The organism is Collimonas fungivorans (assembly GCF_001584145.1).
Classification (GTDB): domain Bacteria; phylum Pseudomonadota; class Gammaproteobacteria; order Burkholderiales; family Burkholderiaceae_D; genus Collimonas; species Collimonas fungivorans.
On the sequence record NZ_CP013232.1, the window covers coordinates 5425379 to 5450547 of the forward strand.

21 protein-coding genes and 1 tRNA gene are annotated in these 25169 nt (G+C 56.6%); 14 read left to right on the plus strand and 8 right to left on the minus strand.

Annotation, left to right across the window (positions count from 1 at the left end):
• Positions 1–125 precede the first annotated feature (125 nt).
• From rnk to CFter6_RS23940, 6 genes are all read left to right on the plus strand, one after another.
• Positions 126–536, plus strand: a complete 411-nt coding sequence (gene rnk, locus CFter6_RS23915) for a nucleoside diphosphate kinase regulator (RefSeq protein ID WP_205631420.1) — start codon at positions 126–128, stop codon at positions 534–536.
• Between the two features lie 77 nt (positions 537–613).
• Positions 614–1123, plus strand: a complete 510-nt coding sequence (locus CFter6_RS23920; protein WP_061542019.1) for a hypothetical protein — start codon at positions 614–616, stop codon at positions 1121–1123.
• Between the two features lie 173 nt (positions 1124–1296).
• Entirely contained in the window at positions 1297–1596 is a 300-nt protein-coding gene (locus CFter6_RS23925; protein WP_014008271.1) for an ElaB/YgaM/YqjD family protein, read from the plus strand.
• Between the two features lie 24 nt (positions 1597–1620).
• Positions 1621–2007: a phage holin family protein gene (locus CFter6_RS23930; protein ID WP_061542020.1), complete on the plus strand. Its 387-nt coding sequence runs from the start codon at positions 1621–1623 to the stop codon at positions 2005–2007.
• A gap of 14 nt (positions 2008–2021) precedes the next feature.
• Positions 2022–2399, plus strand: a complete 378-nt coding sequence (locus CFter6_RS23935) for a hypothetical protein (RefSeq protein ID WP_061542021.1) — start codon at positions 2022–2024, stop codon at positions 2397–2399.
• 66 nt (positions 2400–2465) lie between these two features.
• Positions 2466–3158, plus strand: coding sequence for a YiaD family glycine zipper/OmpA-like lipoprotein (locus CFter6_RS23940; RefSeq protein WP_061542022.1), 693 nt, complete (start codon positions 2466–2468; stop codon positions 3156–3158).
• 78 nt (positions 3159–3236) lie between these two features.
• Here CFter6_RS23940 and CFter6_RS23945 read toward each other — a convergent pair whose 3' ends face one another.
• The gene (locus tag CFter6_RS23945; RefSeq protein ID WP_061542023.1) at positions 3237–3848 is read right to left on the minus strand and encodes a c-type cytochrome; all 612 of its coding nucleotides are present in this window, start codon (positions 3846–3848) and stop codon (positions 3237–3239) included.
• Between the two features lie 201 nt (positions 3849–4049).
• On the opposite strand from CFter6_RS23945, the gene CFter6_RS23950 reads away from it, so the two are divergent.
• Positions 4050–4125, plus strand: a tRNA-Arg gene (locus tag CFter6_RS23950).
• Positions 4126–4378: 253 nt separating this feature from the next.
• Here the strand turns inward: CFter6_RS23950 and CFter6_RS23955 are convergent.
• Positions 4379–5260, minus strand: coding sequence for an AraC family transcriptional regulator (locus CFter6_RS23955; RefSeq protein WP_061542024.1), 882 nt, complete (start codon positions 5258–5260; stop codon positions 4379–4381).
• Positions 5261–5896: 636 nt separating this feature from the next.
• On the opposite strand from CFter6_RS23955, the gene CFter6_RS23960 reads away from it, so the two are divergent.
• The 3 genes from CFter6_RS23960 to CFter6_RS23970 all read left to right on the plus strand — a co-directional run bounded on the left by CFter6_RS23960 (position 5897) and on the right by CFter6_RS23970 (position 8675).
• On the plus strand, positions 5897–6367 hold the full coding sequence (locus CFter6_RS23960; RefSeq protein WP_150118852.1) for a hypothetical protein: 471 nt from the start codon (positions 5897–5899) through the stop codon (positions 6365–6367).
• Positions 6364–6822, plus strand: a complete 459-nt coding sequence (locus CFter6_RS23965) for a hypothetical protein (RefSeq protein ID WP_061542026.1) — start codon at positions 6364–6366, stop codon at positions 6820–6822. Before CFter6_RS23960 ends, CFter6_RS23965 begins: the two co-directional genes overlap by 4 nt.
• A 311-nt stretch (positions 6823–7133) precedes the next feature.
• On the plus strand, positions 7134–8675 hold the full coding sequence (locus CFter6_RS23970; RefSeq protein ID WP_205631421.1) for a hypothetical protein: 1542 nt from the start codon (positions 7134–7136) through the stop codon (positions 8673–8675).
• Between the two features lie 199 nt (positions 8676–8874).
• On the opposite strand, the gene CFter6_RS23975 is transcribed toward CFter6_RS23970, so the two are convergent.
• From CFter6_RS23975 to CFter6_RS23990, 3 genes are all read right to left on the minus strand, one after another.
• Positions 8875–12357 carry an autotransporter family protein gene (locus CFter6_RS23975; RefSeq protein WP_236904466.1) on the minus strand — a complete coding sequence of 1161 codons (3483 nt, stop codon included), beginning with the start codon at positions 12355–12357 and terminating at the stop codon, positions 8875–8877.
• 403 nt (positions 12358–12760) lie between these two features.
• Positions 12761–13375 (minus strand): DUF4388 domain-containing protein, encoded by a 615-nt coding sequence (locus CFter6_RS25835; protein ID WP_150118853.1) that lies wholly within the window; start codon positions 13373–13375, stop codon positions 12761–12763.
• Positions 13376–13950: 575 nt separating this feature from the next.
• The gene (locus CFter6_RS23990) at positions 13951–15852 is read right to left on the minus strand and encodes a hypothetical protein (protein ID WP_150118854.1); all 1902 of its coding nucleotides are present in this window, start codon (positions 15850–15852) and stop codon (positions 13951–13953) included.
• 441 nt (positions 15853–16293) lie between these two features.
• Between CFter6_RS23990 and CFter6_RS26105 the strand changes: the two genes are divergently transcribed.
• On the plus strand, positions 16294–16434 hold the full coding sequence (locus CFter6_RS26105; protein ID WP_167351434.1) for a hypothetical protein: 141 nt from the start codon (positions 16294–16296) through the stop codon (positions 16432–16434).
• Positions 16435–16483: 49 nt separating this feature from the next.
• On the opposite strand, the gene CFter6_RS23995 is transcribed toward CFter6_RS26105, so the two are convergent.
• The 3 genes from CFter6_RS23995 to CFter6_RS24005 form a co-directional block, all read right to left on the minus strand.
• The gene (locus CFter6_RS23995; protein WP_236904467.1) at positions 16484–19492 is read right to left on the minus strand and encodes a sensor histidine kinase; all 3009 of its coding nucleotides are present in this window, start codon (positions 19490–19492) and stop codon (positions 16484–16486) included.
• 781 nt (positions 19493–20273) lie between these two features.
• Positions 20274–20684 carry a CesT family type III secretion system chaperone gene (locus tag CFter6_RS24000; RefSeq protein ID WP_061542032.1) on the minus strand — a complete coding sequence of 137 codons (411 nt, stop codon included), beginning with the start codon at positions 20682–20684 and terminating at the stop codon, positions 20274–20276.
• A gap of 114 nt (positions 20685–20798) precedes the next feature.
• Positions 20799–23354 (minus strand): hypothetical protein, encoded by a 2556-nt coding sequence (locus CFter6_RS24005; protein ID WP_061542033.1) that lies wholly within the window; start codon positions 23352–23354, stop codon positions 20799–20801.
• On the opposite strand from CFter6_RS24005, the gene CFter6_RS25840 reads away from it, so the two are divergent.
• The 3 genes from CFter6_RS25840 (at position 23353) to CFter6_RS26865 (ending at position 25104) form a co-directional block, all read left to right on the plus strand.
• Positions 23353–23691 (plus strand): hypothetical protein, encoded by a 339-nt coding sequence (locus tag CFter6_RS25840; protein ID WP_150118855.1) that lies wholly within the window; start codon positions 23353–23355, stop codon positions 23689–23691. The genes CFter6_RS24005 and CFter6_RS25840 overlap by 2 nt on opposite strands.
• A gap of 420 nt (positions 23692–24111) precedes the next feature.
• Positions 24112–24885 (plus strand): response regulator transcription factor, encoded by a 774-nt coding sequence (locus tag CFter6_RS24010; RefSeq protein ID WP_061542034.1) that lies wholly within the window; start codon positions 24112–24114, stop codon positions 24883–24885.
• Between the two features lie 72 nt (positions 24886–24957).
• The gene (locus CFter6_RS26865) at positions 24958–25104 is read left to right on the plus strand and encodes a hypothetical protein (protein ID WP_167351435.1); all 147 of its coding nucleotides are present in this window, start codon (positions 24958–24960) and stop codon (positions 25102–25104) included.
• Positions 25105–25169: the final 65 nt, after the last annotated feature.

Consider the following 25169-nt stretch of genomic DNA (forward strand, 5'->3'; position numbering starts at 1 on the left):
CTTGCTTCCTGCGCGCTTCTCGCCTACCATCGAGCCATCAGCCTGAACGCAATGCAGGACTCCGTGAGATATCCCACCACGCCGCGTTCGCACTTATCCCCCTTTTTCTACGAGACAGTACAGTCATGGATATCCAGCCGCCACTCATCATCTCCAGTTTCGACCTGGAGCGTATTGAACAATTGCTGGCGTCCAGCGCTTACCGCAACCTGCCCGGCGTCGACGCCCTGCAAAACGAGCTGGGGCGCGCCACCGTGGTCGCTCCCGAAGATATTCCGCCGGGCGTAATCACCATGAATTCGGCGGTGCGTTTCGTCGACGAGGTCAGCAATACCGAATACGGCATGACGCTGGCCTATCCGAGCCCGTCCAACGCGCCTGACGCGGTATCGATACTGGCGCCGGTCGGCAGCGCCCTGCTCGGCCTGTCGGTGGGACAGTCGATTTCCTGGCAAGGTCCGGGCGGCCGTCCCTTGCAATTGCGTATACTGGACGTGACGTACCAGCCGGAAGCCAACGGCGAATTCCATCTTTAAGCTCCGGCACGGCGGCAGCAGATTTTAAGGACGCGCGATTTTCGCGTCCGTTACACCAAGAATAAAGACAAGTCACCATGTTAAGCGCAGATTACCAACGTCCCGCCAAGCTCTACCGCTATTCGGAGCGGCAATGGCTGGAACGTTCCTTGACGCTCGGAGAATTCCGTTTGCGTCCACCTGCAGAAAGCCTGCAGATCAGCAATCTCCACCACTCGCACGGCGCGGCAAAACGCGCCACGCCGCAACTGCTGACCCTGAGCATGAGCAGCAGCGACGACGCCGGCCTGTTCAGCGCATTCGCGCCGTCGGACTGCTGCCTGGTGATCCATGATACCGAGCATTTCGGCGAACTGATCCACCGCGCCGCGCAGCGGCTGCTGCCGAACTGGGCCGGGATCGACGCTGCCGTCAGCTACGGCCAGCCCAGTCCCCTGGGCAGCGCTTTCAGCAAAGGCAAGCGCGATGCATCCCAGCATGAATGGCTGTTTGCCTGGCGGCCGGCGCAGGCGACCATCACCTTGCGCCCGATCGTCATCCAGATCGGCAGCATCGAAGCGATCGCCGAACTGCGCGACAGGAAATAAGGCATGATTGCCGCAGCACAAGGCGGCAATCAGGTGCACATTCAATGTCAAACAGACACTTTGTTGGCAGATAAGCACAGTAGCCTGTATCATCGAACGCTAAGCTAGCCTGACCGCAGCATTTGCAGAAGCGGTTGGCTATACTTGAAAATCATGAATGAAGGAGCCACACGATGCACCGATCCACTCTGAGAACCCGCAGCGATTTCCGCAGCATGGTCGAAGACGCGCAAGAACTGTTTCGCGAAGCTGCCGCCACCACCGGCGAGAAAGCTGAAGACCTGCGCGACAAAGGTTTGGAACTACTTGACACGGCCGTGTCTAAAGCACAAGACGTGCAAGCAGCGGCAATCGAGGCGGGCAAGGAAATTGCCGCCACCACCGACGACTATGTCCAGGAAAACCCGTGGCGCGCAATCGCCATTTCCGCCGGCATCGGCTTGCTGGTCGGCCTGGCCATTTCCCGTAAATAACCGCAGCATAACTGTCAGGCTCGCATGAACCCACAACAACCCAAGCAAAGCAGTCCGGGTCTGGTGTCCGGGCTGGTCGGCACCGCCAAGAACATGTTTGCGCTGGTAATCAGCCGCATCGAACTGGCCGCGCTGGAATTCTCGGAGATCGGCTCGCACCTGTTCAAGCTGTTCCTGGTCTGCGCGCTCGGCATCGTCGCCTTGTGGTTTGCGCTGGCCTTCTGGAGCGGCTTGCTGCTGGTGCTGGCATGGGACGCCCTGGGCTGGAAGATACTGCTGATCCTGGCGGCATTTTTCACCATCGTGACGATCGGCACCGGCTTTTATGTGCGCAGCGTGCTGCGCCAGGGCCGGCTCGGCTTGCCGGTCACCATGGCTGAGCTGCGCAAAGATCGCGACGCCTTACTTTGAACACGGAAGCCGACATGGGCAGATACGCAGGACCGGACAGCAACCTTTCCACCGCGGAGCGCAAGCAGAAGCTGCTGCAGGAAGGCGCCGCCTTCCGCGCCGACATGCTGGTCTCGCGCGATATCGTGCGCACCAACCTGAACAGCAAATCGCTGGCGACCATTTTACTGGGCCGGATGACCGGCATCGCTTCATCGGTGTTCAGCAACCGCGGCAATCTGAAAGGCAGCAACCTGCCTGCCATGCTGCCTTTGCTGCTGACCGGCGCGTCGTGGTTATCGAAACGCCGTACCCGCAAACCCCTTCTTATCGGCGCCGCCCTGCTTGCTGCAATCGGCGGCGCCGCTTATGTCAACAGCAGGAAAAGCAAGACAACAACAGATGATGAATAACCGCGGCCTCCAGCCGGAGGCTGCGGTTTTTTGCTGGCGCTGTCTCAACCTTAGAAAGGAAAGACCATGAATAAATTCAAGTTGGGTGCCCTGGTTCTCGCAATTACAATGGCAACCGCGGGCTGTGCCGACATGTCGGAGACCCAAAGAGGAACTGCGATGGGCGCTGGCGCAGGCGCTGTGCTGGGCGGCCTGGTGGGCGGCATTGCCGGCCCCGGCGGCGCCGGACGGACAGCTGCAGGCGCGGCGATCGGCGCTGCGATTGGCGCAGTTGGCGGCAATATCTGGGGTAAACGCCAGCAGGACCAGAAACTGGCGATGGAAAGAGCTACTGCCGGTACTAACGTACAAGTCACCCAGACTGCCGATAACCGCCTGAAGGTGAATGTTCCAGCCGATACCGGCTTTGCTACCGGCCGCGCCGACCTGAATCCGGCCCTGCGTCCGATCCTGGACCAGCTGGCAACATCGCTGGCTCAGAGCCCTACGTCCCTGGTGGAAGTCTATGGCCATACCGACAATACCGGCACGGACGCCATCAACGGCCCACTGTCACGCCAGCGTGCGCAAAATGTCGCCAGCTACCTGAGCAGCCGCGGTATCGCGTCCAACCGTATCACCATGGATGGCCTCGGCTCCACGCAACCTCTGGTCGCCAACGATACGGCTGCCAACCGTGCGGTCAACCGCCGTGCGGAAATCTACGTCCGCGAACCGGCTCCTGCCCAGCAGGGCCAGCCGCAAGCACAAGCCTATTGATCTTCAACCCGAATCTTCGGGCAAAAAAAAGCCAGTCAATGTTTTTGACTGGCTTTTTTTACGACTGGCTATGCTGAATTATTTTGCTGCAGGCTCCGAAGCGGCGCTGGCTGCGGCAGAAGCGGAAGCCGCGGCGCTTGCCGAAGCATCGGCCGCAGCGGCCGGTGCAGCGGCAGGAGCCGGCACTTCCGGTTCCTTGAACTTGCCGCCCGACTGGTTGGCCATGTAGACCACGGCGCGCGCAACTTCGATATCGTCGAGGTCGGCATTGCCGCCCTTGGCAGGCATCGCCCGCAAGCCGTGCAGCGCATATCCGACTACCTTGTCGTAGCCTTCGGCCAGGCGCGGACCCCAGGCGCCGGCATCGCCGACCTTAGGTGCACCGGCAACGCCGGCTGCGTGGCATGCGGCGCAGGTGGACTTGAAGACCTCTTCGCCCGACAGCAACTGCTTAGGCGCGTTGACATCCTTGAAGGTGAAACCGGCATCGGCCACGGGGCTGATGCGGGCAGCAATCGCTTCCGCAGTCTGCCCCTCGGAACCGGCGCCGACCTTCTTGCCGGCAGTGACGTATTGCACCAGCAATACGATGCAGATGATGGGGACCAGAAAGCCCGCTGCAATGGCAACGATCAGCTGCTTAGGTGTCCTGATCGCGGATTGATGTTCTTCGTTATGTGCGTCGCTCATGAATTCCCTCAGTACAATTTTCAAAGCCGTAGCCGGATAGGCGCCAAAAAACCGTCCGAATCGCCCAAACCGCGCACGATCCCCCGCCAAACCCTTGATTATAGTCCCAATAATTACTATTTGGAACGGCGAAACGTTGCTTTGCATGGACGCGCGCGCAGAAAAACGGTATCCTTCATGCCTCTTCACCGTTCCTCTCATGCGGCTGTAGCTCAGTGGATAGAGTATTGGCCTCCGAAGCCAAGGGTCGCTGGTTCGATTCCAGCCAGCCGCACCAGTTTTCTCCTTTTAAATCAAAATGTTGCGCATTGCGATGTTTAGCAATGATGTGCAATGTTTTGCATTTTTTGGCATCGCGCAAAATTTGTGCCGCAGCCTGGTGGCATATTCGAATCAAAAATCCTTTTATCGTATTACAGTGCTGCGATATGCCACATGTCGCTGCTTTTTGAAATACAGCGACTGATTGGGTGGCGGCCGGCCCCTTCCAATTCCTGCGATTGGAAGGAGCAGGCCGCCGTCCGAGCGCGCTATTTCAGCGGCAAGTACAGTTCCGCGACCGCCTCATGCTCCGGGACCTCCGGGAAGAAGCTCAGCCGCTGGCAATAGATCGGGAAGTCGCGTGCCTCCTCGCCGCTGACCGGAAGCCAGTCGCGATAAAGGTAGAGCGCGGCGGGCTCCAGATTGTCGGTATTGCCGACCACACGCAGCACCGCGCAGCGTCCGCCAGGGATCTCGCCGGCTTTGATCCGCTCGCCGTTCGCTTCGATCGGTTGGTCGGTCCCGACACAAAGGTCCACACTATAATCGGCAGGCGACGCAGGACGCCGTTCGGAACGCCAGACGTTGAAAGTCGGACTTGTTTTCGGGTGCAGGCCAGCGGCCTTGCGCCAGGCGATGAACCGCTGGATGGTGGCGCCGAGCGTGACCGGGTCGCCCCGATGCTCCATGATCGCCACCGGTGTGGATGAAACATTGCGAATCGCCACGTCATTAGTGGTAAAAGTCTTCTGCATGAGCTTGCTCCTAGCGTTGTCGAGAGGCCGGATGGCCGCAAGCCACGGCTCCCAGTCGGGAGATTTCCGGAATGAGGAAGGCGATTGCCCAAACCGTTGCCGAAAGGCGCGGGAGAAAGCGTCCGGTGCATCGTAGCCGGCTTCCATCGCTATGTCCGTGACGCTTTGGGCGTCCCTGTAGGCAAGCAAGTATGAAGCGCGCTTCATGCGGGCTAGCTGGATATAGCGGTGCACGGACAACCCGAAGGTTGCCGCGAACTGCCGGTGAAAATGATATTTCGAGTAGCATGCGACGCTACTCAGCGCATCCAGGTCCAGATCATCGTCCAGATGCCGGTCGATGTAATCCAGCACCAGCTGCATCCGGGTATGGTAGTTTTGAAGCGCCGCCTTCATCGTTCTGTCCTCCGTGGTAACGTCATTTAAACGCACGCAGACATGACTCGCTCGACCGATCTTGCGGTTTTATCACTAACCATGTGTGCGATTCTGGACATGACATTGACCTTCGCTCTTTTTGCGAATTGTTGGCATTGATGGAAGAAAATCGCTATGCCGCGCATTTTTTCCTCGTGATATTTTAGGCCTTCGAAGCTAGGCGTCGCTGGTTCGATTCCAGCCAGCCGCACCAGTTTCCCCCATCAAATCAATTACTTGTGATCGGCAGTCTGTGTTGCATTTCGATGCAATATTTTGCGTGCTTTGGCTTTGCGGCCCACCGATTCTCGTTCCGGTACGCCCTGTCATTAACCATTCGGCATATTCCTGATTCATCTCGACCATTGTTAAGTATATGTCAATGGTGGGCTGAGCTCGTCGTAAAAAATGCGCTTTGCCCTCTCGCCGCGGCAATGTGCGTGTGTGCCTCTAGACAATTCGGTTTGCGACGCAGCTTGCCATGTCAGCCCACAGCTCCCAAAAGAGCACGGCCCACGAAATTCGTATATCGAAGCAATCTTTCGCAGGTGCGCCATGCGGCAGCCTCGTTTGGGAGTGAAATAGGATCATCTGATTGCCATTAAGGAAAATCTCATGCTCCAGAATTCACCAACCGTAGATACCCCATCTTTTGGCTCTCGCCTGAAGCGGACGGCATTGCTGCAAGCGACCGCGGACGTCATGGGACTGAATGCCGAAAGCAAGCAAACATTCGCTCAGTCCGGCCTGCTTTACAGCGATGGCATCGAGTTCGCGATTCATGTCAAGGACCTGCCTGATGCTGCGCTGCGCATCGTGGCCTCAGCCGCCATGGCCAAGCCAGACGGTGTCGATCCGAGCGTTTGGCATAACGCCATGTTGCGCGCCAATGCCGGCGCAATGATCGTCGCGGATTGGGGCTTCGCCCTGGACGAAGGCGACACCGCCTGTCTGCTGATGAATCTGCCGTCGGCCATGCAAGAACCGGAACTGTTGCGCGCAGCATTGGAAAGCATGCATGACCTGTGCGTGGCAGTGCGTGCCGGCACCACGAATAATACTGACAGCAAAGAGAGGCTCCAATGAAATTCGGCAATACGCTGCATCTGACGAAGAGCGGGCAACCCGTGACGCCGCCGGCTGCATTGCAGGAATTCGAGGCGACCAGGGAAGTATTGGTTCTGGTTGCCGAAGTGATGCTGCTGCTCGGTACAACGAAGGAAGTCGCACGGGAGGTCGCGCGCACCGGTCGCCTCTTGATCGGCGAGCAGCGTTTATTGCTCGCCTGCGCGCCGGACGATTCGGCACTGATTGCTAGCGCGCTGCTCGACCCGGCCTGGGCTAATCCGGCAGCACGCAGAGCGCTGCTGCAGGCCAACGCCCAGTTGCTGCTGTCGTCGGGCGTGGTTGCGACGGACGGTTATGGCGGCCCGAGCTTGATGCGTCGCTGGCCGCTGGCTCAGCCGCAGCCCGTTGCGCTTGCCCGCTGGTTGCGGGAACTGGCCACGTTTGCGACCGAAATTCAGATGAAACGCCATTAATCCGACACAACTATTGCAACATCTACGACAACAATCGGTCACGACGATTTTTGACATCTAAAGGGAGATGCATCATGGCAGGAGAAACAGGAGGAATATCGCGGACGCACTCGATGCCGCACACGATCTCTCCCTCTGATGAAGCTTCAGAGAACAAATCACCATCGACTCGGGCGCGGTCCAGTCTGACCACGAACACAGCGCTTGAAGGACTGAAACCGAAGCCGGACTCATTGAGTCCCGGTCACACTTCGACTGGGAGTTCGCCTCGCATTCTGAATGCGAACCTGCCGGGACCCTCAAACCCGGGCGTGAAAAGCCAGAATACCTCCCGTCGCCACAATGAAATCAGAACCGCGACACCGTCCGAGTCTGGCAGTGAAAATGGCAGAACATTTACCCCCCCTTCCGGCTCCACCTCTTTGCGTCGCAGCATGGGAGCACCGGTATTCACCCCAAATTCGCCGTTTAACGATATTGCGATCGAAATAGAATTCGCTCAACCGCCACCGCCTGCATCGAGTTGGAGAGCAATGGCTGCTACACCGTTGAATGCTCTTTCCTCCTTTGGCGGCAACGCATTGTCGTCCCTGAAAAGCGGTACCGAAAAGATAAAAGGCGGCGCGATCATCGCGTCCAAATTCGCTGGAAAACAAGTGGGTGCGGGCTTGGAGAAAGGCAAGGAATTGAGCGCTGCCGGCGCCGCAAAAGGAAAGCAGGCCGCCATTTTCGTGGGCAGTCAAGCCGGCCAGGTGGGCACAAGCGTCGCCTCGGGGTTGGGAGTCATGGGCATCGAAAAGAAATTTGCCGGCGCCACCGCCGGCCACCTGATCCATCAAACGGTTGCGGTCGGCGTTCCGACTTTTCTTCGGGAATGCATGAATGAAGTATTGTTTGCCGGACTGCGCCAGATTCCCCACGAGCATGCGGTGGCCTTGCAGATCGTCTCGGGCACGGTGTCGCTTTGCCTGCACCGTGTGCGCCAGTACCGCGAACAACGCAGCCCGGAAACCGCGGCGCGCGGATTTCACAACCTCAGCGCCGAGCAATGGGCCGCGCTGCCAGCTGAAGACCAGCAGACGAAAATGGCGCAGCAGCGCCGCTATTCCGATGCCGTCACCACACTGGCCACCGGCGGCATACTTGCCAACATTGCTTTAGGCGTCGCCGGCCCTCACATCGGGCAGCCTGAACTTGCCGCGAAGCTGGTAGCGTCCGATATCAAGGTGTTGGCTTACGCAGGAGCGCGCGATACCATACAGGCCACATTCCGCATGGTAGGCACGGAAGCCGACACCAATGGCGGCGTCAGCGGAACGCATATGGACGTTTCGGGCGAGTTCTACGCAAAAGTAAATATTGCAGCCAACTATGCCTTCAGTGCTTTTGTGCCGGCAGCCTTGAGCGACGCCAGGCTGACCCTCGCCGGACAACACTCCCCGCTCGGCAAACACGAAGCAATGAACGTCGTTTATCACTCGTCGGCAGTCAAGGCGGCCATCAATACGGTGCTGGAAACCGCGGACTGGACCAACGTAACCGAGCAGGAAGCCAAGGAAGCCGGCACCAGTCAAAAATTCGATCCTGCATGGAAAGGAAAGCGCCAGGATTACATGAGCGTACTCGATAAATCCATCGCTCGCACGGCGGCCATCAACAGCAATATAGCCGCCAGCAATGTGCTGTCCGTCATCGGTGAACGGGTGGGGTTGTCGCCGGCGGCGACATCGCTGCTCTCCAACGGCGGCTCAGGCGCCATGGCCGGCCTGAGTTACAAGGTGATTGGCGGAACATGGCAGGCCGAAGGCGCCGTGCGCACGGAAAAGGATAGCCGCCCTGAGACAGCCGGTTGACGCCTCGGACGGCTGTAGCTGAAAACGGAACAGTTGGAGGAGCGTCAAATTCTGTTTAATGCGTTATCAAATGAAAAAAAAATGGTGAAAGTGAATGATTCACTTTCACCATCATGCATCCTCATTACGGCACATTAAACCACCTGAAAATCACCCGTTCCGCGCCGGCATGAAGAGACGCAAGGCATTGTCGCCATGCTTACCAGCTCCAGCGCATGCCGGCATCCGCCATCACCGTGCGCTGTTGCGCTCCACCGAGGTTGGTGGTGTAGGTTGCAGTCACAAACGCACTGGTCGACTTGTTGATCGTGGCGACCAGGCCGGCGTTGAGCTGGCCCGCCGTCTGATTCGACCCGTTCGAAATCACTGTAGTGCCGTCAAAGGTGGTGCTGTCATGAGAACCGAAACTGCGCAGCAGGTTCAGGCGCAGATATGGCTGCCAAATTGCTGCCGATGTTTCAAAACGGCTTTTCAAGCGCACGCCGAGGCGGGCCAGGAAGGCATTGCCATTGTTGAAACCCACTGCCGACACACCGTCATTCAAGTCATTCAGCGACAGGTTTTGCCAGATCACTTGCGCCTGAGGCTCGATGGTCACGTCCGCCCCCAGTGGCATTGGCAGGCCGCCCTCGATGGATCCGACGAGTGCGCTGCCGTGCGTGTGTGCGCCCACGCCGTCGTGCGAGCGCGGATCCGCCGACAGTGAACTTCCCATCAGCACGGCATCCGTGTACCAGCCGATCGGGCCGATGTGGGTCCAGTAGCCGCCCAGGCTGTATGCATCGATAGCCAGATTGCCGACATCCAGATTCTGCACCGCCATCGCAAAACCGTTGACCTTGCCAGTGGCATGCGCAAAGCCTGCAAACAGACCGTAATGATTGCGTTGGCCGCTGGCGCCGGTATCGGCATAGATGTCGTGGCCGACCTGTATTCCCGTCATCGAACCGTCGAATTGCGGCGAGACAGTACCATCCTGGCGTTGCTTGGTGCGGCTGCCCCAGATACGGCCCCAGGCCGCCGGCAGATCGCCGTTCTCGGTCAACAGCGATTGCTCCCCTTGCCTGTCATGGAAATTATCGAGTTGCTGGATATTGACTTGCCGGGCGACGCTGGCAACTTCCGTATAGATGGGGACTTCGGGACGATACAGCGGAATTGCTCCGGAGCCGGCCGTTGGCGCCGGGTCTGCCGGAGTAACCGGTGGCGTGGTCGGCGGCACAGTCGGAGGCGTACCTGTAGGCATGCTTGGAGGCAAAACTACGGGCGGGGTAGGCGTTTGCACTACGGTGTTGCGCAGATACCAGTTTTCCGAGGTGCCGCTGGTCACGCCGCCTTTGGCAAGATAGTAAGAATAGGCGCCAGCCTTGACCGGCGCCGCAAGTGCAAATGCGTCTGCCGTGGTCGTCGCGCCGTTCACGGTCTGCACCACTTCAATGCCATCGGCGACGATGGCCGCGCCAGGACCACCGACATTCGTGATGCGCAAGCTGGACGAACCGCTGGCGGCGCCGCCGTTGATCACTAACCGGTCCGATGCCGCACCGTCACCTGCGAGGAAGGTGTTGAGGGCGATGCTGCCCTTTTGGCCGACATAGTTGCCGACAACGTTGAGCCGGTTGCCAATCCCTTGGCCGCCGATTTGCAGCAGGCCGGCGTTGGTCAATGGCCCGTTGATCGTAAAGCTGCCGTTGCCCGAGCCGGCAAATTGAGGCAAAGCATTGGCCACCGCAATGGTGCCGTTGTTGGTTACCGATCCTGTGACGCTGCCGTAGCCGCCGAGCGTGGCGCCTGAAGCGACGGTCGTATTGCCGCCGCCGGACAATGCCGCCGCTGCGTGCGTCGCGTCGCCCACTGCCAGCGTTCCGGCTGCGACCATCGTTCCTCCGCTGTAGGGATTGTCCGTATTCAGCACGGTCATGCCGGCGCCGGCCTGCATGACAGAGCCGGTACCGGAAATCGTACCGGGGAAAGTCACGTCGTCGGAACGATTGAAGACCAGCGTACCGTTGTTGGCAACATCGCCCACGATGCTGCCGGTCGTGCCGCCGTTGCCTAGTTGCAGCGTACCGGCCGAAATCGTCGTGCCGCCGGTATAGGTGCTGTTCCCGGTTAACACCGTGGCGCCGCTGCCGGCCTGGTTGACCGAGCCCGTGCCTGAGATCGTCCCGGGAAACAGCAGCGTGTCGGCGCGGTTAAAGACAAGAGAGGCATTATTGACGACATCGCCGACAATGCTGCCGGTCGTGCCGCCGTTACCCAGCTGTAGCGTACCGGCCGCAATCGTCGTGCCGCCGGTATAGGTATTGCTTCCCGCAAGGGTCAGACTGCCGGCGCCCACCTTGTTGAAGCTACCGGAACCAGTCATGCCTTGCGTCAGCGTGGAGGCAAATCCTTGCGTGTCGATGGTGCCGCCCGGCGCATTGATGGTTACCGCACGCGTACTGGCGAGATCGAAATTCTGCAGAAGCTGAAGCGTGCCGCCGTTGAATGTCAGACTGCCGGTGTTTGCACCGAGTGCGTTGTCGGCGCCAGCGGCAACGGTGCCGCCGGTAAGCGTAGTGCCGCCGGAATATGTATTGCCGCCGGAAGCTGTCGGCGCCAGCACCAGCGTGCCGCCCTGGGTCTTTTCGACTGCGCCGGTGCCTGAAATGAGGCCGGCATAAGTGCCGTTGTCGGGCTGCACAAAGCGCACCAAGCCATTGTCAATGACGCTGGACGGCAGACTCTGCGCCCGCGCTTCAAGCGTGCCGGCCGCATCGACGGTCATCTTGCCGGTATACGCACTGTTGTTGCCGGTGAGCGCCAGCGTCCCTTGTTGAACCTCCGCGACAGTTGCCCCCGTGATGGTGCCGGTCAGCGTCCAGGTTCCCGTATCGTTTTTGATAAGCGACGAAAAATTGCTCATGTTGCCGGACAGGGACGAACTTCCGGCGCCGCTCAGGAAGATAGTGTTATTGCCGCCGCCGCCATTGAAGTTGCCAGTAATGACCGATCCCGTATAGAGCCGCAAGGTATCATCGCCACCCGCAAAAACGAGGTTGCCGATGACCTGTCCTTTATTGGTAAAGTCGACCGCACCGTTCCCCGATGCGCCGATCACATTGCCTGGCGCCTGGATGATCCCGGTGGCATTATTGACGATCGTGTTCAGGCCATTCGTATTCTGGAACCAGATGGCGGCGGCGTTATCTGCCTTGATCGTGCCATTGTTGGTGATGACATTGCCGCTGCCTTGCAGATTGACGGCTTCCGCACTGCCTTGGGGGCCGGTCGCGAGGACTTGGCCTCCTTGATCGACTGTCAATGTGCCGTTGTTGCGGAATTCGACCGTGTTGGCGCCGGTGTTGTACAAGCCACTGTTGCCAACCCCCTTGGCGCTCACCGTAGCGCCGTTCTGGACCGTGACGTTCGCATTGTCGCGCAGGCTGATGGCATTGGCATCGCCGACCGCGAGCTGGCTCCCTGTACCGATCGTGACGGTTCGGCCATTCTCGGCTGCCACATTGCCGGCCCCCACTGTCGTCACCCAGGGATTGGGCGCGCTGGCATCGCAGGTCGTGATTTGTCCAGCGGTGTTGCAGGCTGCGTAGGCTGTTCCGGGCACCACACTCAGCGCGGGTATTAGCACAAGTGAGGAGGCTGCAGAAAGAACCAGGCGGTAGCGAACAGGATGAGTCATTTTTATTGCCGTTTGAATTTTTAACATTTTTATTTATAGCTCCCAATTGAAAAATTAACAATACAATATGATATTTAACATTTGAATTCTCAAAATCCGTAAAAAATACCTTTGAGTTGGATTTTTATTTAACAATCTATTGTCCAAGATTACATTGCCCAAAGGCAATGTGTAACAATATTTGACATTTGCGTACGACAAAAAACAACATATGCCGTCATCGGCATAGGCTGCGCAAATAGCGCGGCGGAGCCTCAAGACCCCTGTTATTTTTTTGCTCCATGGGAGGCTCTGATCAGAGAAGCAATCGCAGCGCAGATGTTCCTATAGGAAGGCGCCTGGTAATTGCGGATACGCGCGGTCAAGCTGAAGGCGCTGGGGGAATCCGGCCAGGTGCGGCTGGCTATTCGCTGCGGGCTTTTGTTTCCGCACAGTTCACTTGAATAATCACAGCCATCTCTATGAGTCGATAAAAATAGAAACGTATCTTTTCCACGTCGTCGTTCAGTAACTCAGCCAACGCCGAGGCGCTCACGCCAACTATCAGCTGCTGAACGGTGCGGTCCAGGAATCGCTGCAGCACGTAATTGTCCATCGCATAGTCATTCCGATTTAAGCGAAAGCAAATGTCTGCATGCGGCAGCAGTCTTTTCATACCGCGATGATGAAAAACGGAAAGCAGCGGTTTTTGAGATGGCACTTCCTGGCGAGAAGATATATTGCCCAATTCATTCAGACCCAAATGAAAATCCCTGCGCAGCGGCGTGGCATCCATCGGCAGATAGCGAAACGTCCCGCCAGCGGAGAGGCACAACCTGGCTACCACAGCCTTGGCCAGCTCCGGATCACCGATGCCGTCTGCATTTATTAGCAGCGCGGTTAATACTCCCTCTGAAACGTGCAAATGATATTGACTGCCGTCGCCTAAATCGACATGAATCACGCCGGAACGATATTTTCCAACGCTGCTAAGTACGGCATACAACGAAAAATCCGACAGTCGACCCCAGATTGCCATCCACACTCCGAAAATGGAAATACTTGCCGGCGCAATAGGTCCAAAGATAAATTTTGCTTAGAATTTTTTTACAAGCAACGATTGAATCTGTACGGAAAACATGAGTCCTCCCTTGGATTGGCATTGATGGTCGCAGGCGCAGTATGTTTTTGGCAATAATCAGCAGGCTCCCCAGCCCGCCAAATACATCAAGCGATATTATTATTGTCAAATAGAAATGGTAATCAAACTTAGAAAGTGGGCATATCAGGAAATCGCCATCTTCATGTAAGGACAACAGTAGCCATAGTCAGGAATTCCTTACTCATCAATCTTGATGGCATTGATGCGTAAATAATCGCCTGCTGCAATACCCGGTCCCTGAAGAGATTTATGGCACGAGCACGAACCTCGGCATAACCATGCGGGCGAAGCGCTAGTGAACTGTAACGATCCACTGGCACTGCCGATGGGATAGAGAAATTTGGTTGGGGACGATAAGAATGCCCCTGCGTTGCAAGCCGCCTTCCATCCACGGCAAAGCCGGATTCTGAAAATCAGAACACGCAGCAGTGCAATGCAGGTCCGGCCGGCGCCTAAGCGTGAAGCCAAGCCCGCAGCTCGTCAAGCAACGCCGAAGTGACAGTACCGCGATGGATCTTTTCGTCGTACTTATGCAATGCACGTGACATTGCTTCATGCTTTGGCCCCAGGTTCTTTTGTTCATTCGTCTTCAAATGCGTTGCCGTGAATCCACGAAGCGGCAGCTTCAATACTTCCTCGCTAGGGACGTATTTGTCGCTATGCAAGTGCAGGAATACCGGCGGCGCGCGCTCGCCGCTGGACAATGGCTTGGGCTGGATGCGTATTTCGTAGAGCGTGTCCTTATCCGACGGCAATTGAACCGGAGGGCGCACGCTTTCAATCTGGCCCAATTGCAGCAAGCGGCTCACGTGTTTTCCCTTGGGGAATTTGTGGACCTTGAGCGCATCCCCTTCCCGAACGTCCATGCCCTGGTGAATTATTTCCAGCGCCTGCAAGCGGCTCCCGAGCAATTCGACGGTGGCCTTATCGATCACCGGAGACTTGCGTGCCTCGTCGCTCGTCGCGCGCAGACGGCCGATATCGCCGAACCAGTTTTGCGCCGACGAACGGACGAAGTCAGCTGCAATCATTGGATCGTCCTTCGGACCGTTCAGCACCTCGATGCCTCTCGTGTTTTTCTCTATCGACCGTGCAATGGCGATGACATCTCCGCCCAGGCTCTTCGCAACATCGAGGTCGATCGGATACTTTCTCAAGGTCCGCTCGATCTTGCCCTTGAGACCATCATGCAGCGCCAAAGGCGGAGACTGAGCAAGAATTCCAGCAGGCGGCGCCGAGACCACAGTATTGACTTTTGCATGAGACACCAATGCCACGGCGGGCAACGGCCGCGGAACGGCTTGCGTCTGCAGCTGCTTGCCGCGCCCGTGCGACTTCCTCACCTTGCCTGATACCGCCTTGTCCGCGCGCTCCGGAGCGCTCGTAGAAGTCGACGATGCCGGCATATGCGCCAACGAACTCGCCGAATTCTCGGGCATTGCTTCCGGTAATGTTGAGGAAGGAGTACCGCTGTCATCCGGCTCGCATATCTCGCGCAAGCATGCTTGATATGCTGAAATGGCATGCGCCATCTCCAGAGAATGTTGCCAGATCCCTGAGTTGTCGCTCATTTCCAGCGTACTGGCGGCGTCCAGACAAAAAAGCTCTCCCGCAGCGTTAAGCTGGTCGGCATATGCGGCGGCGAGTGCCTGATATTCCGTGCGCTTCGCAGGACTGAGTTCGTCACCCCGTTCAAGGATTCTTATCGCCTGCTCGGTATCGCTGCTTCGCTTGGATATGGCGTCCAGAAGTTCCATCACGCGCGGCATGAGATGCATGGAGGCCATGCCGCCGGAACGCAGGCAAAGCATGACGAGACGATCGACGTTGACCGTAATTGCCTTGCCGGCGATTGCCAACAGCGTTTTCCTGCCAGCGGCCGCGCCGGATTTGATAGCAGACAGCTGCATCAGCATATTTCCAGGCGCCCCAGGCTGTTCGCACTGACGGACGAATTCGCGCAGGACGCCGCCATGCTTCACAACCGCCTCGCGAAATCCTTGCAGTTCGGCAAGCGCCCGGTCCATGGCGGTCAACTCTTCCTGCGTGCCGATCTGCTCCCCGACATCGTCAGACGCAGACCCTTGGGCGCCGTTCCAGGACCATTGGGCAACCTGATCCGAGCTTGTGCTGATGCCGTACTCGGCCGATTGGGCGCGGCGCACGTGCAAGGCGCCTTTTGCTCCTTGGTACTGGTCATCCGCGATTTTTCCTTTCAGCCCCTCCAGCCCTGCCAGGCCGGAGTCGGCGGATTTGACGCCAGATTCGGCAAGCCGCAATCGCTGCGACACCTGCGTCATCGAACCATTCACCAGTCCCTGCCAGGTTACGCCATATTTCAGTGCCTTATCCACCGCTATCTCGTGTTCCCCGGCGCTCACGGCGCCGCGTGACGCTACCGCCGGAGCCGGCGGCAGCGTTCCGCTGCGCCTTGACCGTCCGGACGACGCCGGCCGCGTCTGCACCTGGTGCGCCGACGGACGGGGCAATCCTTCCGCTACCGTCGGCAGCCCTGTGCGCTGCCGGCCGCGCGCGCCAGAACGCTGGCCGGCATTGGCGCCTCTTTCTTTCTGCTCAGCGACAACCGGTTCCGAGGGGACAGGAACGTGAGGGTCACCGATTTTTCCACTCTGCATTGCGTTTCTCCCGACAAGGTATTTGGGCGTTTATGGAAACAAGCGCCAGGCAACCGGCATGGCCGATAGCGCCAAAGACCCGGCCCATCGATAGCTGGCGCCGCGCGTGAGCGTAGCCATGTTCCGGATTTCGGAAACGTCGGCCGAACGATAGACATCATGGATGAAAAAATCTGCACCCTCGCGCGAATGGCGTTTTGGAGGATTATTGCTAAGCAAGTGTCCAATGTAATTCGCCGCTGCGAAATGGAAACGCCTGTTCCGAAGATGGTCGGCGATTACTCAAAACGGATTACCTGATGGACGCCGGACGCCATCGGAAGAACTATTTTCAATTGGCGAACTCGGCTCATTTGGCCTTGCCGGCATCTTCGACCGGAATCTGAACCTGGATGGTGGTGCCGGCGCCCGGTACGCTAACGATGTCGACACTGCCGCCGAGCATGAAAGCCCGCTCCCTGATGCCGATCAGGCCGAATGAATTTTTCTTGCGCAGGAGAGGGTCAAAACCCTTTCCGTTGTCGCGCACTTCCAGCAGATATTGCGCATCTTTCCTATTCAGCCGGATTTCCACCTGGCTGGCTTGTGCATGGCGACCGATATTGGTCAGGGATTCCTGCACAATGCGGAAAAAAGTTGTCGCTCGTCTCTCGTCCAGGACGATTGTTTTTTCATCGATTTGCAAAACGCATCGAATACCGGTGTTTTCGGAAAATTCATTCGCCAGCCATTCCAGCGCCGGCACCATTCCCATATCCAGCGCACTCGGACGCAATGCAGAAACAATGTTACGCGCGATCTTGATGGTGCTGTCGACCAGCGACACTTGCCGCTGAACCTTTCCTTGCAATTCCGGATTCTTGTCCCCGAATTCGATACCGATCACCGATACTCCCATGCGCATCGCTGAAAGGTATTGACCGAGCTCATCGTGAATTTCGCGCGTCAGATGTTTGCGCTCTTCTTCTCGCGATTGTTCGAGTTCATAGGCGCGCTCACGCGCCAATTGTTCTTTCAAACGCTGCCGGGCGAGCAATCGGCGGATCCGATGGCGCTGCCACAAGAATGGCACCAGCAGCAAAAGCAAGCCGCAGACATAATAAAAAAACGTGGTCCGCCACCAAGGCGCAAGGATCACTATTTCAGTTTCGACTACCGGGGAAGTCGTCTCCATGGCAACGTTCTCTGCCGTAACCTGAAGGCGATAACTTCCGGGCGGTAAAGCCGAGTAGCGTACTTCTGGGGCGGCGGTCTGCGACCACTCCCGCTCCAGGCCTTTCATTCGATAATGAAATTCGATTGCCTCATGATTCTGAAACGAAAGCGCTGCGAACCTGAAATTCAGCGCGCCGGATGTCCACGGCAAACGAACCGGCTGGTCCGGGGGAAGTTGTCGGCCGTCGCCGGTGATGCTTTCCAGCAGCACATTCAGGGAAAGCGGTAAAAACAGGGATTCCGGCCGCAGGATATGTGATGCGCCATTACTGGTTCCTATCCAGATCGAACCATCGTCATCTTCATACAGCGCGTCGGTATTGCTGTCGTTCCAGACCATGCCGCTTTGCTGGTTGAAAAACCGCCATTGATTGCGATTCCATACAGCGACTCCCGCGTCGCTGGAAACCCACAGCCAGCCGCGGGTATCTTCAAGCAGCGCCAGGACGCTTTGTTTTTGCAGCAGAGGGGGAGTAATGTCCTGGATAGCCAACGTGCCCCCCTGTTCCGTGGCGCGCCAGAGTCCTGCATCCAGGCTGGCCAGCCACATGTTACCTTTCCTCGAGCAGGCAATGGTGTTCAACTCTCCCCGAGGAGTGCCGTATCCGGCAAAGCGGGGATTACTCCATTCCTTGCCGTCGTAACGCAGCAGGCCCTTGTCGGAAACGAACCAAAGCACGCCAGAAGTACTTTGGCAGCCGTGGAAAACATTGACGTCCTTGGCGCCGGTCACCGCCGATATTTCCGCCACCGGCAGCGGCACGCTAGCTACATCAGGATGCCTGATGACATACAGTCCGCGCTGGGTATTCAGCCATAGCTGCCCGGATCTGTCGAAGAACATGCCATTGCTCACGGGCAGTTTGGCAATCAGCGTGTCTTGGGCAGCGCCCGGCTCTCGGCGCACCAGCGTTCCTGAAAGTGTAGTGGCCCAGGCGCGCCCTTTGCCATCTTCGATCATGCTGATCCACTCGTGCGAACTGCCGCCGTAACGGCCTGGCAAAATGGCGAAGCCGCCGTTTTTCCGTAGTACAGCCGATCCAGAGCGAGTGCCGACATGAAGCTGGCCAGCCTGATCGCGCAAAAAAGACCATACAATATTGTGAGGCAATCCTTGCCGCGAGGTCCAGTTTTCCCAGTCGGGATAGCCAAGCCAATGAATCAGGCCACGCCCGGCCGATCCCAGCCAGAGGCCATTGTTTCCTCCCTCCAGGATGGCGCTGATGCCGTCGCTCACGTTCAGTCCGTTGCCTTCGGCGAACGATTGCCAGGTCCGGCCATCCCAGCGGATGAGGCCGCTATCTTGCTGGCTCAGAATCATGCCGTTATGGTCTTCGGCGAGCAGGGGAACGCGTTCTTGTTTCTTTTGTTCGTCCCGCGGTGGCGAGCGATTCAGGAACACTCCGCTGCCGGCCGGCAATGCAAATACCTGTTTTTCGCCGCGCAGCCACAATGTCCCTTGCCGGTCGTGCAGCAAGGCGCCCCATTGCTTGGCAGGCAGGCCATCCTTCTTGCCGAGAACGGCCAGCTTGCCTTGGTCGTAATGGCATAGCGAATGGTCGCATCCCATCCACAAATCCCCCTTCGGCCCGACATGCAGACTGTGCAGAGCTTGCATCTCCGGACGTTGCAGCAACTGCTCCGCGCTGAAAAACTGTCGCGCCTGCCAGGTCGCTCCGCCGTCCGCAGACGTGACCTGCCATATGCGCTCATTGCTTAACGCCAGTAAACGGTCCGGGCCGAGCTGAGCAAAAACCTGGCCCCAATGGAAAGCAAATTCCGCATTTTTAAACCGCATGGGCGCGAACTGCTGCCCCCGCAACTGATACAAGCCTTTCAATGTCCCGACCCACAAGCGGTCGCTTGCATCGACATGCAGCGCGGCGATATACAGGGCGCCGGGCTCGTCGCTTATATCAAACCGCTGAAAACGTGCGCCGTCATAGCGAAACAAGCCGTTTTCCGTGCCGACCCAGATATAGCCGTTGGCTTGCCGGGCGAGAGCGGTAATGCCGAGATTGCGCAGTCCGTCCTCTTGGCCGTAATAGCGCAATGGCAGTTGCTGACAATTTGCTGGCATCGAGAGAAAGATTTGGCACAGAAGTACGACAACTCCCAGCCAGCGGCGCGGAGTTTTTGTCATTTCAGATTGTTCTGGCATTCTCGAGACGCTATTGCGAAATTAAATCAATGGTTTAAGGAAATTCCAACAAATCATCGAGCATGCCAAGAAGGAATGCTTCGTGCGGAGCAGCGAATTTTTATAATGAATTTTGAGGCTGCGAAACGAAAGCGATCAGGAAATCGCACTTTCAACTGCCAGCGGGTTTTCTTCAAGCCGCTGCCGTGACCTATACGCAATAACGGCGCGAGGAAGAAAGATGCGGGCTGCGATCGGCACGGCTCACATCATAGGGAAATTCCTACGGTGAACTGCCTGAATCCCTACAAAATCAAGACTTCCCGATACCTCGCTTCCTTCCCGCCAACTAATCTTGGAGCATACCGACTTCATAAAATAAAACAACCATGTCTCATCCCGTCCGCTATAGTTTTGCGCTTTCAGCCGCATCTTCTCTTGATACCCGTCCTCTGCATGAAACCCGCAACTGCGGTTTGCAATACTTCAGGCAGTTCAACAAACCTGTGACGCCATTGCGACGAATCCATGGCCGACGACAATTGGCCAAGACAATCTGGCGGCCGAAGACGGCGGAACGATCATAGTCGGAACAGGGAGCCGGATCGCGGTCGGCGATGCCAGCGCCATCAGCTCAACTGCGCAACGGTGCAAACATAAGGGTGCGGAACGGCGGCAGGGTAAGCGCCAACGGGATCAGCAGTCACGGACTCTATAAGAGCGACGCCAAGAAGAGAAATCGAATTGCTGATTTAAGTCAGGCATAGTCAATTGACTGCATTGACTATCTGGCTTCATGCAGATAAAAAGTCTTGCGCCACGCCTTCGAATGCGCTGAATACTCCGACAAGGTATTCATCAGATCAAGCGCCGATATCTGCCCGACAGGAATGCGCTGCGCCAACAGAACATGACGGGTTTCGAAGTTGATCGTGAATACCGGCGTATTTACGCCATGCATCGTCAAATTTATTTCCAGTAGCCGTTCCAGGACGTCGGCGCGATTTTTTACCGGCAGCGCACCAAAATCGCAGTACATGGCCAAGCCTTCTTCCTGTTCGGTGCTGCCGTCGATCAATGTGAAATTAACGCCATCGACGGTCAGATCGGCAGTCGTATAAAACAGCTTGGGATTTGCGATTCTTGCGATCGCACATACTTCATCTATCAGTTTCCGATAATTTTCGGATGCCATATGTTTCTCCAGTTCTTTTGTAGGAAATTATCGACCGTCCGTGGAAGCAATCCGGCTTCAAGCCGGCGCTGGAATCAGCGGCAGCGGCGACTCACGGATGTCATGCGCAATAGATCAGTCTCTCGCGTCGTCGGCGATATTTAAGGCCTGATCGGGTCGTGCCAGACCATTTTTCATGTGTTCCAGCTCTTTCTGCTTTCCCTCGGCTTTCTCGAACGCCGCCCTCGCCTTTAAGGCAGCAATTCCGTCCCGCGGCATAAAAGCCATGCCCTTGAAACCCAGCTTGAGCGCACCAAGGCAATAAGTGGAGAGCGATTTAACGCTGACGCCGACATAGGGGTACGCTCCCTTTGCTGTCGCTTCGCGAATTTTGCGCCGCTCGTCCAGTTTATTATTTTGATAAACGGTTTCCGATATGGACGATGTCGGTCCGGAAGCGACCTGCCCCCATAATTTTCCCAGCGGCTTGGTTTTGGCATTCGCAACCTGATATGCGGCAGCAACATTGACCAGCACCGCGCTCATGGTGATACCTAGGGAGAGGTATCGTTCCCAAAGAGGTTCCTGGTAGGTCGGATCGTGGGTCTTCTTTTGCGCACTGACCAGGCCCAGCAGCGAATTGATCATCAATGACCCATTGATGCCCGCGACCCCTAATTGAAATGCCCGCCACGACGCCGCACCGTATGTCGCGGAGACCTCATCCGGCAATCCGCTGCGCGTGTTGCCGGCCTTGATGAATCCCACTTTGAATTCCGGCGAGAGTTCGAACAAATTCGTGCGTTCCGTGACTTGCATGCCGTCATGGACAGTGCGTTTGTTATCGTTGTAGTCAGAAACCTCCGTGAACCGCCCCTCGCGTACGTGCAGAGGATCATGGCGGGTTGACTCCCAGGCGGAGACAAGCATATTGAATTTGCTTTTCTGACTATCCGGCAAGTTGCCCGACGCCGTCTCGATCTTGTTGCCCAGTTGCGCCAACTGCCCTTGCTCTTCATCGCTCAACGGCGGCAACTTGTTCGCCTGTGCCTGAAGGCTGGTATGCGTCTTGAGTGCGCCGGCGTCGATCTTTAATGTACCGGCAATGACCGCATGCAATTCGTCCACGCGCTCATAATCTCGGATGCCTATGGCGGACGCCAATTCGATCTCGAGCGCTTGAACCACGCCCTTTGCGGCGGCTCCCAAAGAATCAAAAGCCGCGCTTCTGATAGCGCTCACTGCTGCCAGCCGCGTTGGATATTCTGCTCGATCCTTCAGTCCTACGTGAGTTCGCCAATCGTTCGGTCCGTTCGCCCCCATATGCAATGTATCTGCAATCTGCTGCTCCAGTTCTCGGACCTGCCCCGTGAATATCTGATCCAATGTCTTTACCCGTATCTGCAACGGGCTTCGCATGAGCTCCTTGAACTTGCCCGGATCATCCGCCGTCAGCATTTTCAGATCAATCATCAGATTCTGCTTATCTACCTCGTCGGATGGCGCGACCAGTCGCTGCAACGCCAGCTGCGAGACGGACGTTGCTATCTGGATGCCGGCCGCGACACGGGGATCCTTCGCGATATAGCCGCCCCACCCGGCCAAAAGATTGCCGTAGAATTTGAGTGTCTGCAAACATGATTGCCGGTGCAGTCCCTCGAAGTAGACGCGATTGAGCTGGCAGCGCGTGGTGTAATGATTGATGGCGTGATCGAGCGTCTTTGCAATTTCATCTACAGCATGATTTGCCGCCTCCCTGAGCTCATGATTTTCAGGATCCGCGACGGAACGTGTTAACAACTCCTGTAGTCTGGGAGATTCGTCCTGCACGTGCTGCAGCACCTGCTTCAATTCCGTTTCGATCTTGTCGAATGTCGGGGTATTCAATTCCGGAGCAATATCGGCCGCGTTTCGAAAAGCCAAATCCTGGTAGGGCGTTACATGCAGCAAGGTATAGGTATTTACCAAGCTGCTGACCGTGGAAGCCGCCATCACACTGCCAAAATAACCCGCCGCCCAGTTCCGCGCAGGAACTGGCGCCTTGCCATGTGCCTTGAAGGTGCAAATGGTAGGCAGCAAGGACATTATCGAGGCCGGGGCATTGCGCCAGGAATACGCTTTTCCACCCTCCCTGAACCCTGCGTCCATGCCATGCTGGTCCAGATTCAGCATCGTGTTAAAGCATAGTTTTGCCTGGGTCCAGTCACCTGTTTTAAGCGCCTGCGCCCGAGTTTCGATGAATGCCTGGACGTGCTCCGGATTCAATACAATCCTGTCTTCCTCGACAAAGGCCTTGCTATGCGCCAGCAAGTCTCGATGCAGCTCGTGCTCGCTCGGCATATCGATCACCGTGGCATTCCCGGCTTCGCCAAGCGGGGCTATACGAGATGGAGCATTTTCCACAGTAATTTCTTCATTGCGAATAATGACATGCGGCCCGATCGAACCGGAACTGGACGCAATATCATGCATTTGTTGCGGCAGTACTTTAGGCGCGTCATTGTTCTTACCGCAACTCTCAAGCGCGCCGAGGACGCCTGCCGATCTCGGACGAGTGCCGGCGGCACGCCCCTGGTCGAACGTAGCGTGAATAGCGACAGGAGGTTTTAGGTTATTCGCCGGCAGCCTCGATCGTTGCGATATCGTGCCGGCATCAGCTTCCTCTCCGGCTGGACGGCCAGTAGCGTCCATGCTCGAATTGCGCAACGGCCCCAGAACTCTCAAGGCAGCGCTTGGCTCGCTCAATGAGCGTCGCACAGAACGGGGATCTGCTTTATCGATTGCATCAGATCGCTCATGTGGCGCGGCATCGTCAACAGCTGCCGATTTGTTTGTGGATGAAGGAATATGCATGATGGTTTTCTTTTTTTTTGACGATTACAGATTACATGCTGGACGCAATCATTTTTATGGCGGCACGAACTACGGTTCACTCTTACGAAATTTTTCGAAAACCCCTGAAAAATTCTCATATCGTTATGTTTATTTGCGGCGACGGCTCTATAAAATCTGGCGCAAACAGGGGTAACGAAGGCCCACCGGCTCTTCATTTTGTGCAAATCGCCCGATTTTCGTAGCTATTTAGGCAACAATGAAGGAAATGCCTACCTGTAATTCAGGAATATCTGATTGAAATTATGTTGAAATATGGCAACTATAACAATCCAGCAAGCACATTCAATATGGATTTCCATGCATGGAAGTTGTCGCCTAGATAATTAGCCCGGAAAAACTCGCACTGCATGCATCATCTTTCGCATGAAATGGTACTCACTGAGAGAAAACAACTTTGTTCTTGAATATTGCCTTCGCCATAAACGATCGTGGCGGGGCAAAAAAAGACAGACGTTCGATAAATCACCCAGCGTCTGCAGCCGGTTCTCCAGCAGCAGAAAATTTCAAAAATGCTCAATCACCCTTTCAGGGTGATTCCGATTGAGGATTAGGCATGCGATTTGCAATTTTGACTGACGATTCGGTTTTAGCGCAAAAACTGGCGCAATACTTTGAGCAGTATTCAATCACCATAGACGCTTACTGTACTGAGCTGCTGATACTGCGCGCAATGCGTACCATCATCTATGACCTGGTGCTGCTTGACGCCAGGAACACTGTCGAACTGGCCAGCAGCCTGCTTTCATGGCGCACCTGCAACGCTGATTTTTACACACCGGCGATCATATTGACCTCGCTCCTGACGTGGAACGTGATGCAGGATTGGATCGAAGCAGGCGCACACGATGTTGTCAACCGAGCAGACATCGATCAGATCGGGCTGAGGGTATGTGTCGCCCTGCGGCGTCTGGCCCATTGCACCCGTGTCGACAGAATACAGATCGGCGGTTATGTACTGAATCGCGGAAGCGACATGGTTATCTGCAACGGCACCGAAGTCGGCCTCACTCCGCGTGAATTCTCCATCGTATGGCTACTGTTCTCCAATCCAGGAAAATTCCTGAGCCGGTCTCAGATCATTACCAGCGTCTGGGGAAATTCAGAAGAAGTTGCGGCTCGCTCGCTGGAACAGCATATTTACAAGCTGCGCAAGAAACTAGGCCTGTCGTCTACGGCAGCCGGGGCCAGCCTGAGGACGGTGTATGCACTAGGCTACAAGCTTGAGATTTCTCCGGACCTGCAACAGGCTGAGAGATCCGCTCCAGAACAACTTTCGGTCGGTGTTCAAGCAGAGAGTGAGGGTCAAAGCATTCCAGTAATCCTCTGACCCTCAAACACCGTTAGGCTGAAGTCACGATCTCGGAAACAAAGTCGCGATAAGAACGAAGGGGCGTCATCCTTGATCATCGTGATGTCGTTGCCCATAAAGCAGGCTGGGCGCAAGATGGCGGCGTTAAGCCCCATTTTCTCGATCAATACGCTCAACGCCGAACTTGCCCGCGAAGTGCGGCACATCCACATAGCGGCCGCTGTGAATCACCGATAGGTTTCGAGCGGTATTGAGTAATGCCACGAAGTTAAGAATGACTGGGGCATTCGTGTCCACCACTC

Coding starts and splice junctions, on each gene's coding strand:
- CFter6_RS23930 (WP_061542020.1), top strand. CDS start 1,621: ATGAACCCACAACAACCCAAGCAAAGCAGTCCGGGTCTGGTGTCCGGG.
- CFter6_RS24005 (WP_061542033.1), bottom strand. CDS start 23,354: ATGGACGCTACTGGCCGTCCAGCCGGAGAGGAAGCTGATGCCGGCACG.
- CFter6_RS24010 (WP_061542034.1), top strand. CDS start 24,112: ATGCGATTTGCAATTTTGACTGACGATTCGGTTTTAGCGCAAAAACTG.
- CFter6_RS23935 (WP_061542021.1), top strand. CDS start 2,022: ATGGGCAGATACGCAGGACCGGACAGCAACCTTTCCACCGCGGAGCGC.
- CFter6_RS23975 (WP_236904466.1), bottom strand. CDS start 12,357: ATGACTCATCCTGTTCGCTACCGCCTGGTTCTTTCTGCAGCCTCCTCA.
- CFter6_RS24000 (WP_061542032.1), bottom strand. CDS start 20,684: ATGGCATCCGAAAATTATCGGAAACTGATAGATGAAGTATGTGCGATC.
- CFter6_RS23955 (WP_061542024.1), bottom strand. CDS start 5,260: ATGAAGGCGGCGCTTCAAAACTACCATACCCGGATGCAGCTGGTGCTG.
- CFter6_RS23925 (WP_014008271.1), top strand. CDS start 1,297: ATGCACCGATCCACTCTGAGAACCCGCAGCGATTTCCGCAGCATGGTC.
- CFter6_RS23945 (WP_061542023.1), bottom strand. CDS start 3,848: ATGAGCGACGCACATAACGAAGAACATCAATCCGCGATCAGGACACCT.
- CFter6_RS23960 (WP_150118852.1), top strand. CDS start 5,897: ATGCTCCAGAATTCACCAACCGTAGATACCCCATCTTTTGGCTCTCGC.
- rnk (WP_205631420.1), top strand. CDS start 126: ATGGATATCCAGCCGCCACTCATCATCTCCAGTTTCGACCTGGAGCGT.
- CFter6_RS25840 (WP_150118855.1), top strand. CDS start 23,353: ATGCTCGAATTGCGCAACGGCCCCAGAACTCTCAAGGCAGCGCTTGGC.
- CFter6_RS23995 (WP_236904467.1), bottom strand. CDS start 19,492: ATGACAAAAACTCCGCGCCGCTGGCTGGGAGTTGTCGTACTTCTGTGC.
- CFter6_RS23965 (WP_061542026.1), top strand. CDS start 6,364: ATGAAATTCGGCAATACGCTGCATCTGACGAAGAGCGGGCAACCCGTG.
- CFter6_RS26105 (WP_167351434.1), top strand. CDS start 16,294: ATGGATGAAAAAATCTGCACCCTCGCGCGAATGGCGTTTTGGAGGATT.
- CFter6_RS23920 (WP_061542019.1), top strand. CDS start 614: ATGTTAAGCGCAGATTACCAACGTCCCGCCAAGCTCTACCGCTATTCG.
- CFter6_RS23940 (WP_061542022.1), top strand. CDS start 2,466: ATGAATAAATTCAAGTTGGGTGCCCTGGTTCTCGCAATTACAATGGCA.
- CFter6_RS25835 (WP_150118853.1), bottom strand. CDS start 13,375: ATGGCAATCTGGGGTCGACTGTCGGATTTTTCGTTGTATGCCGTACTT.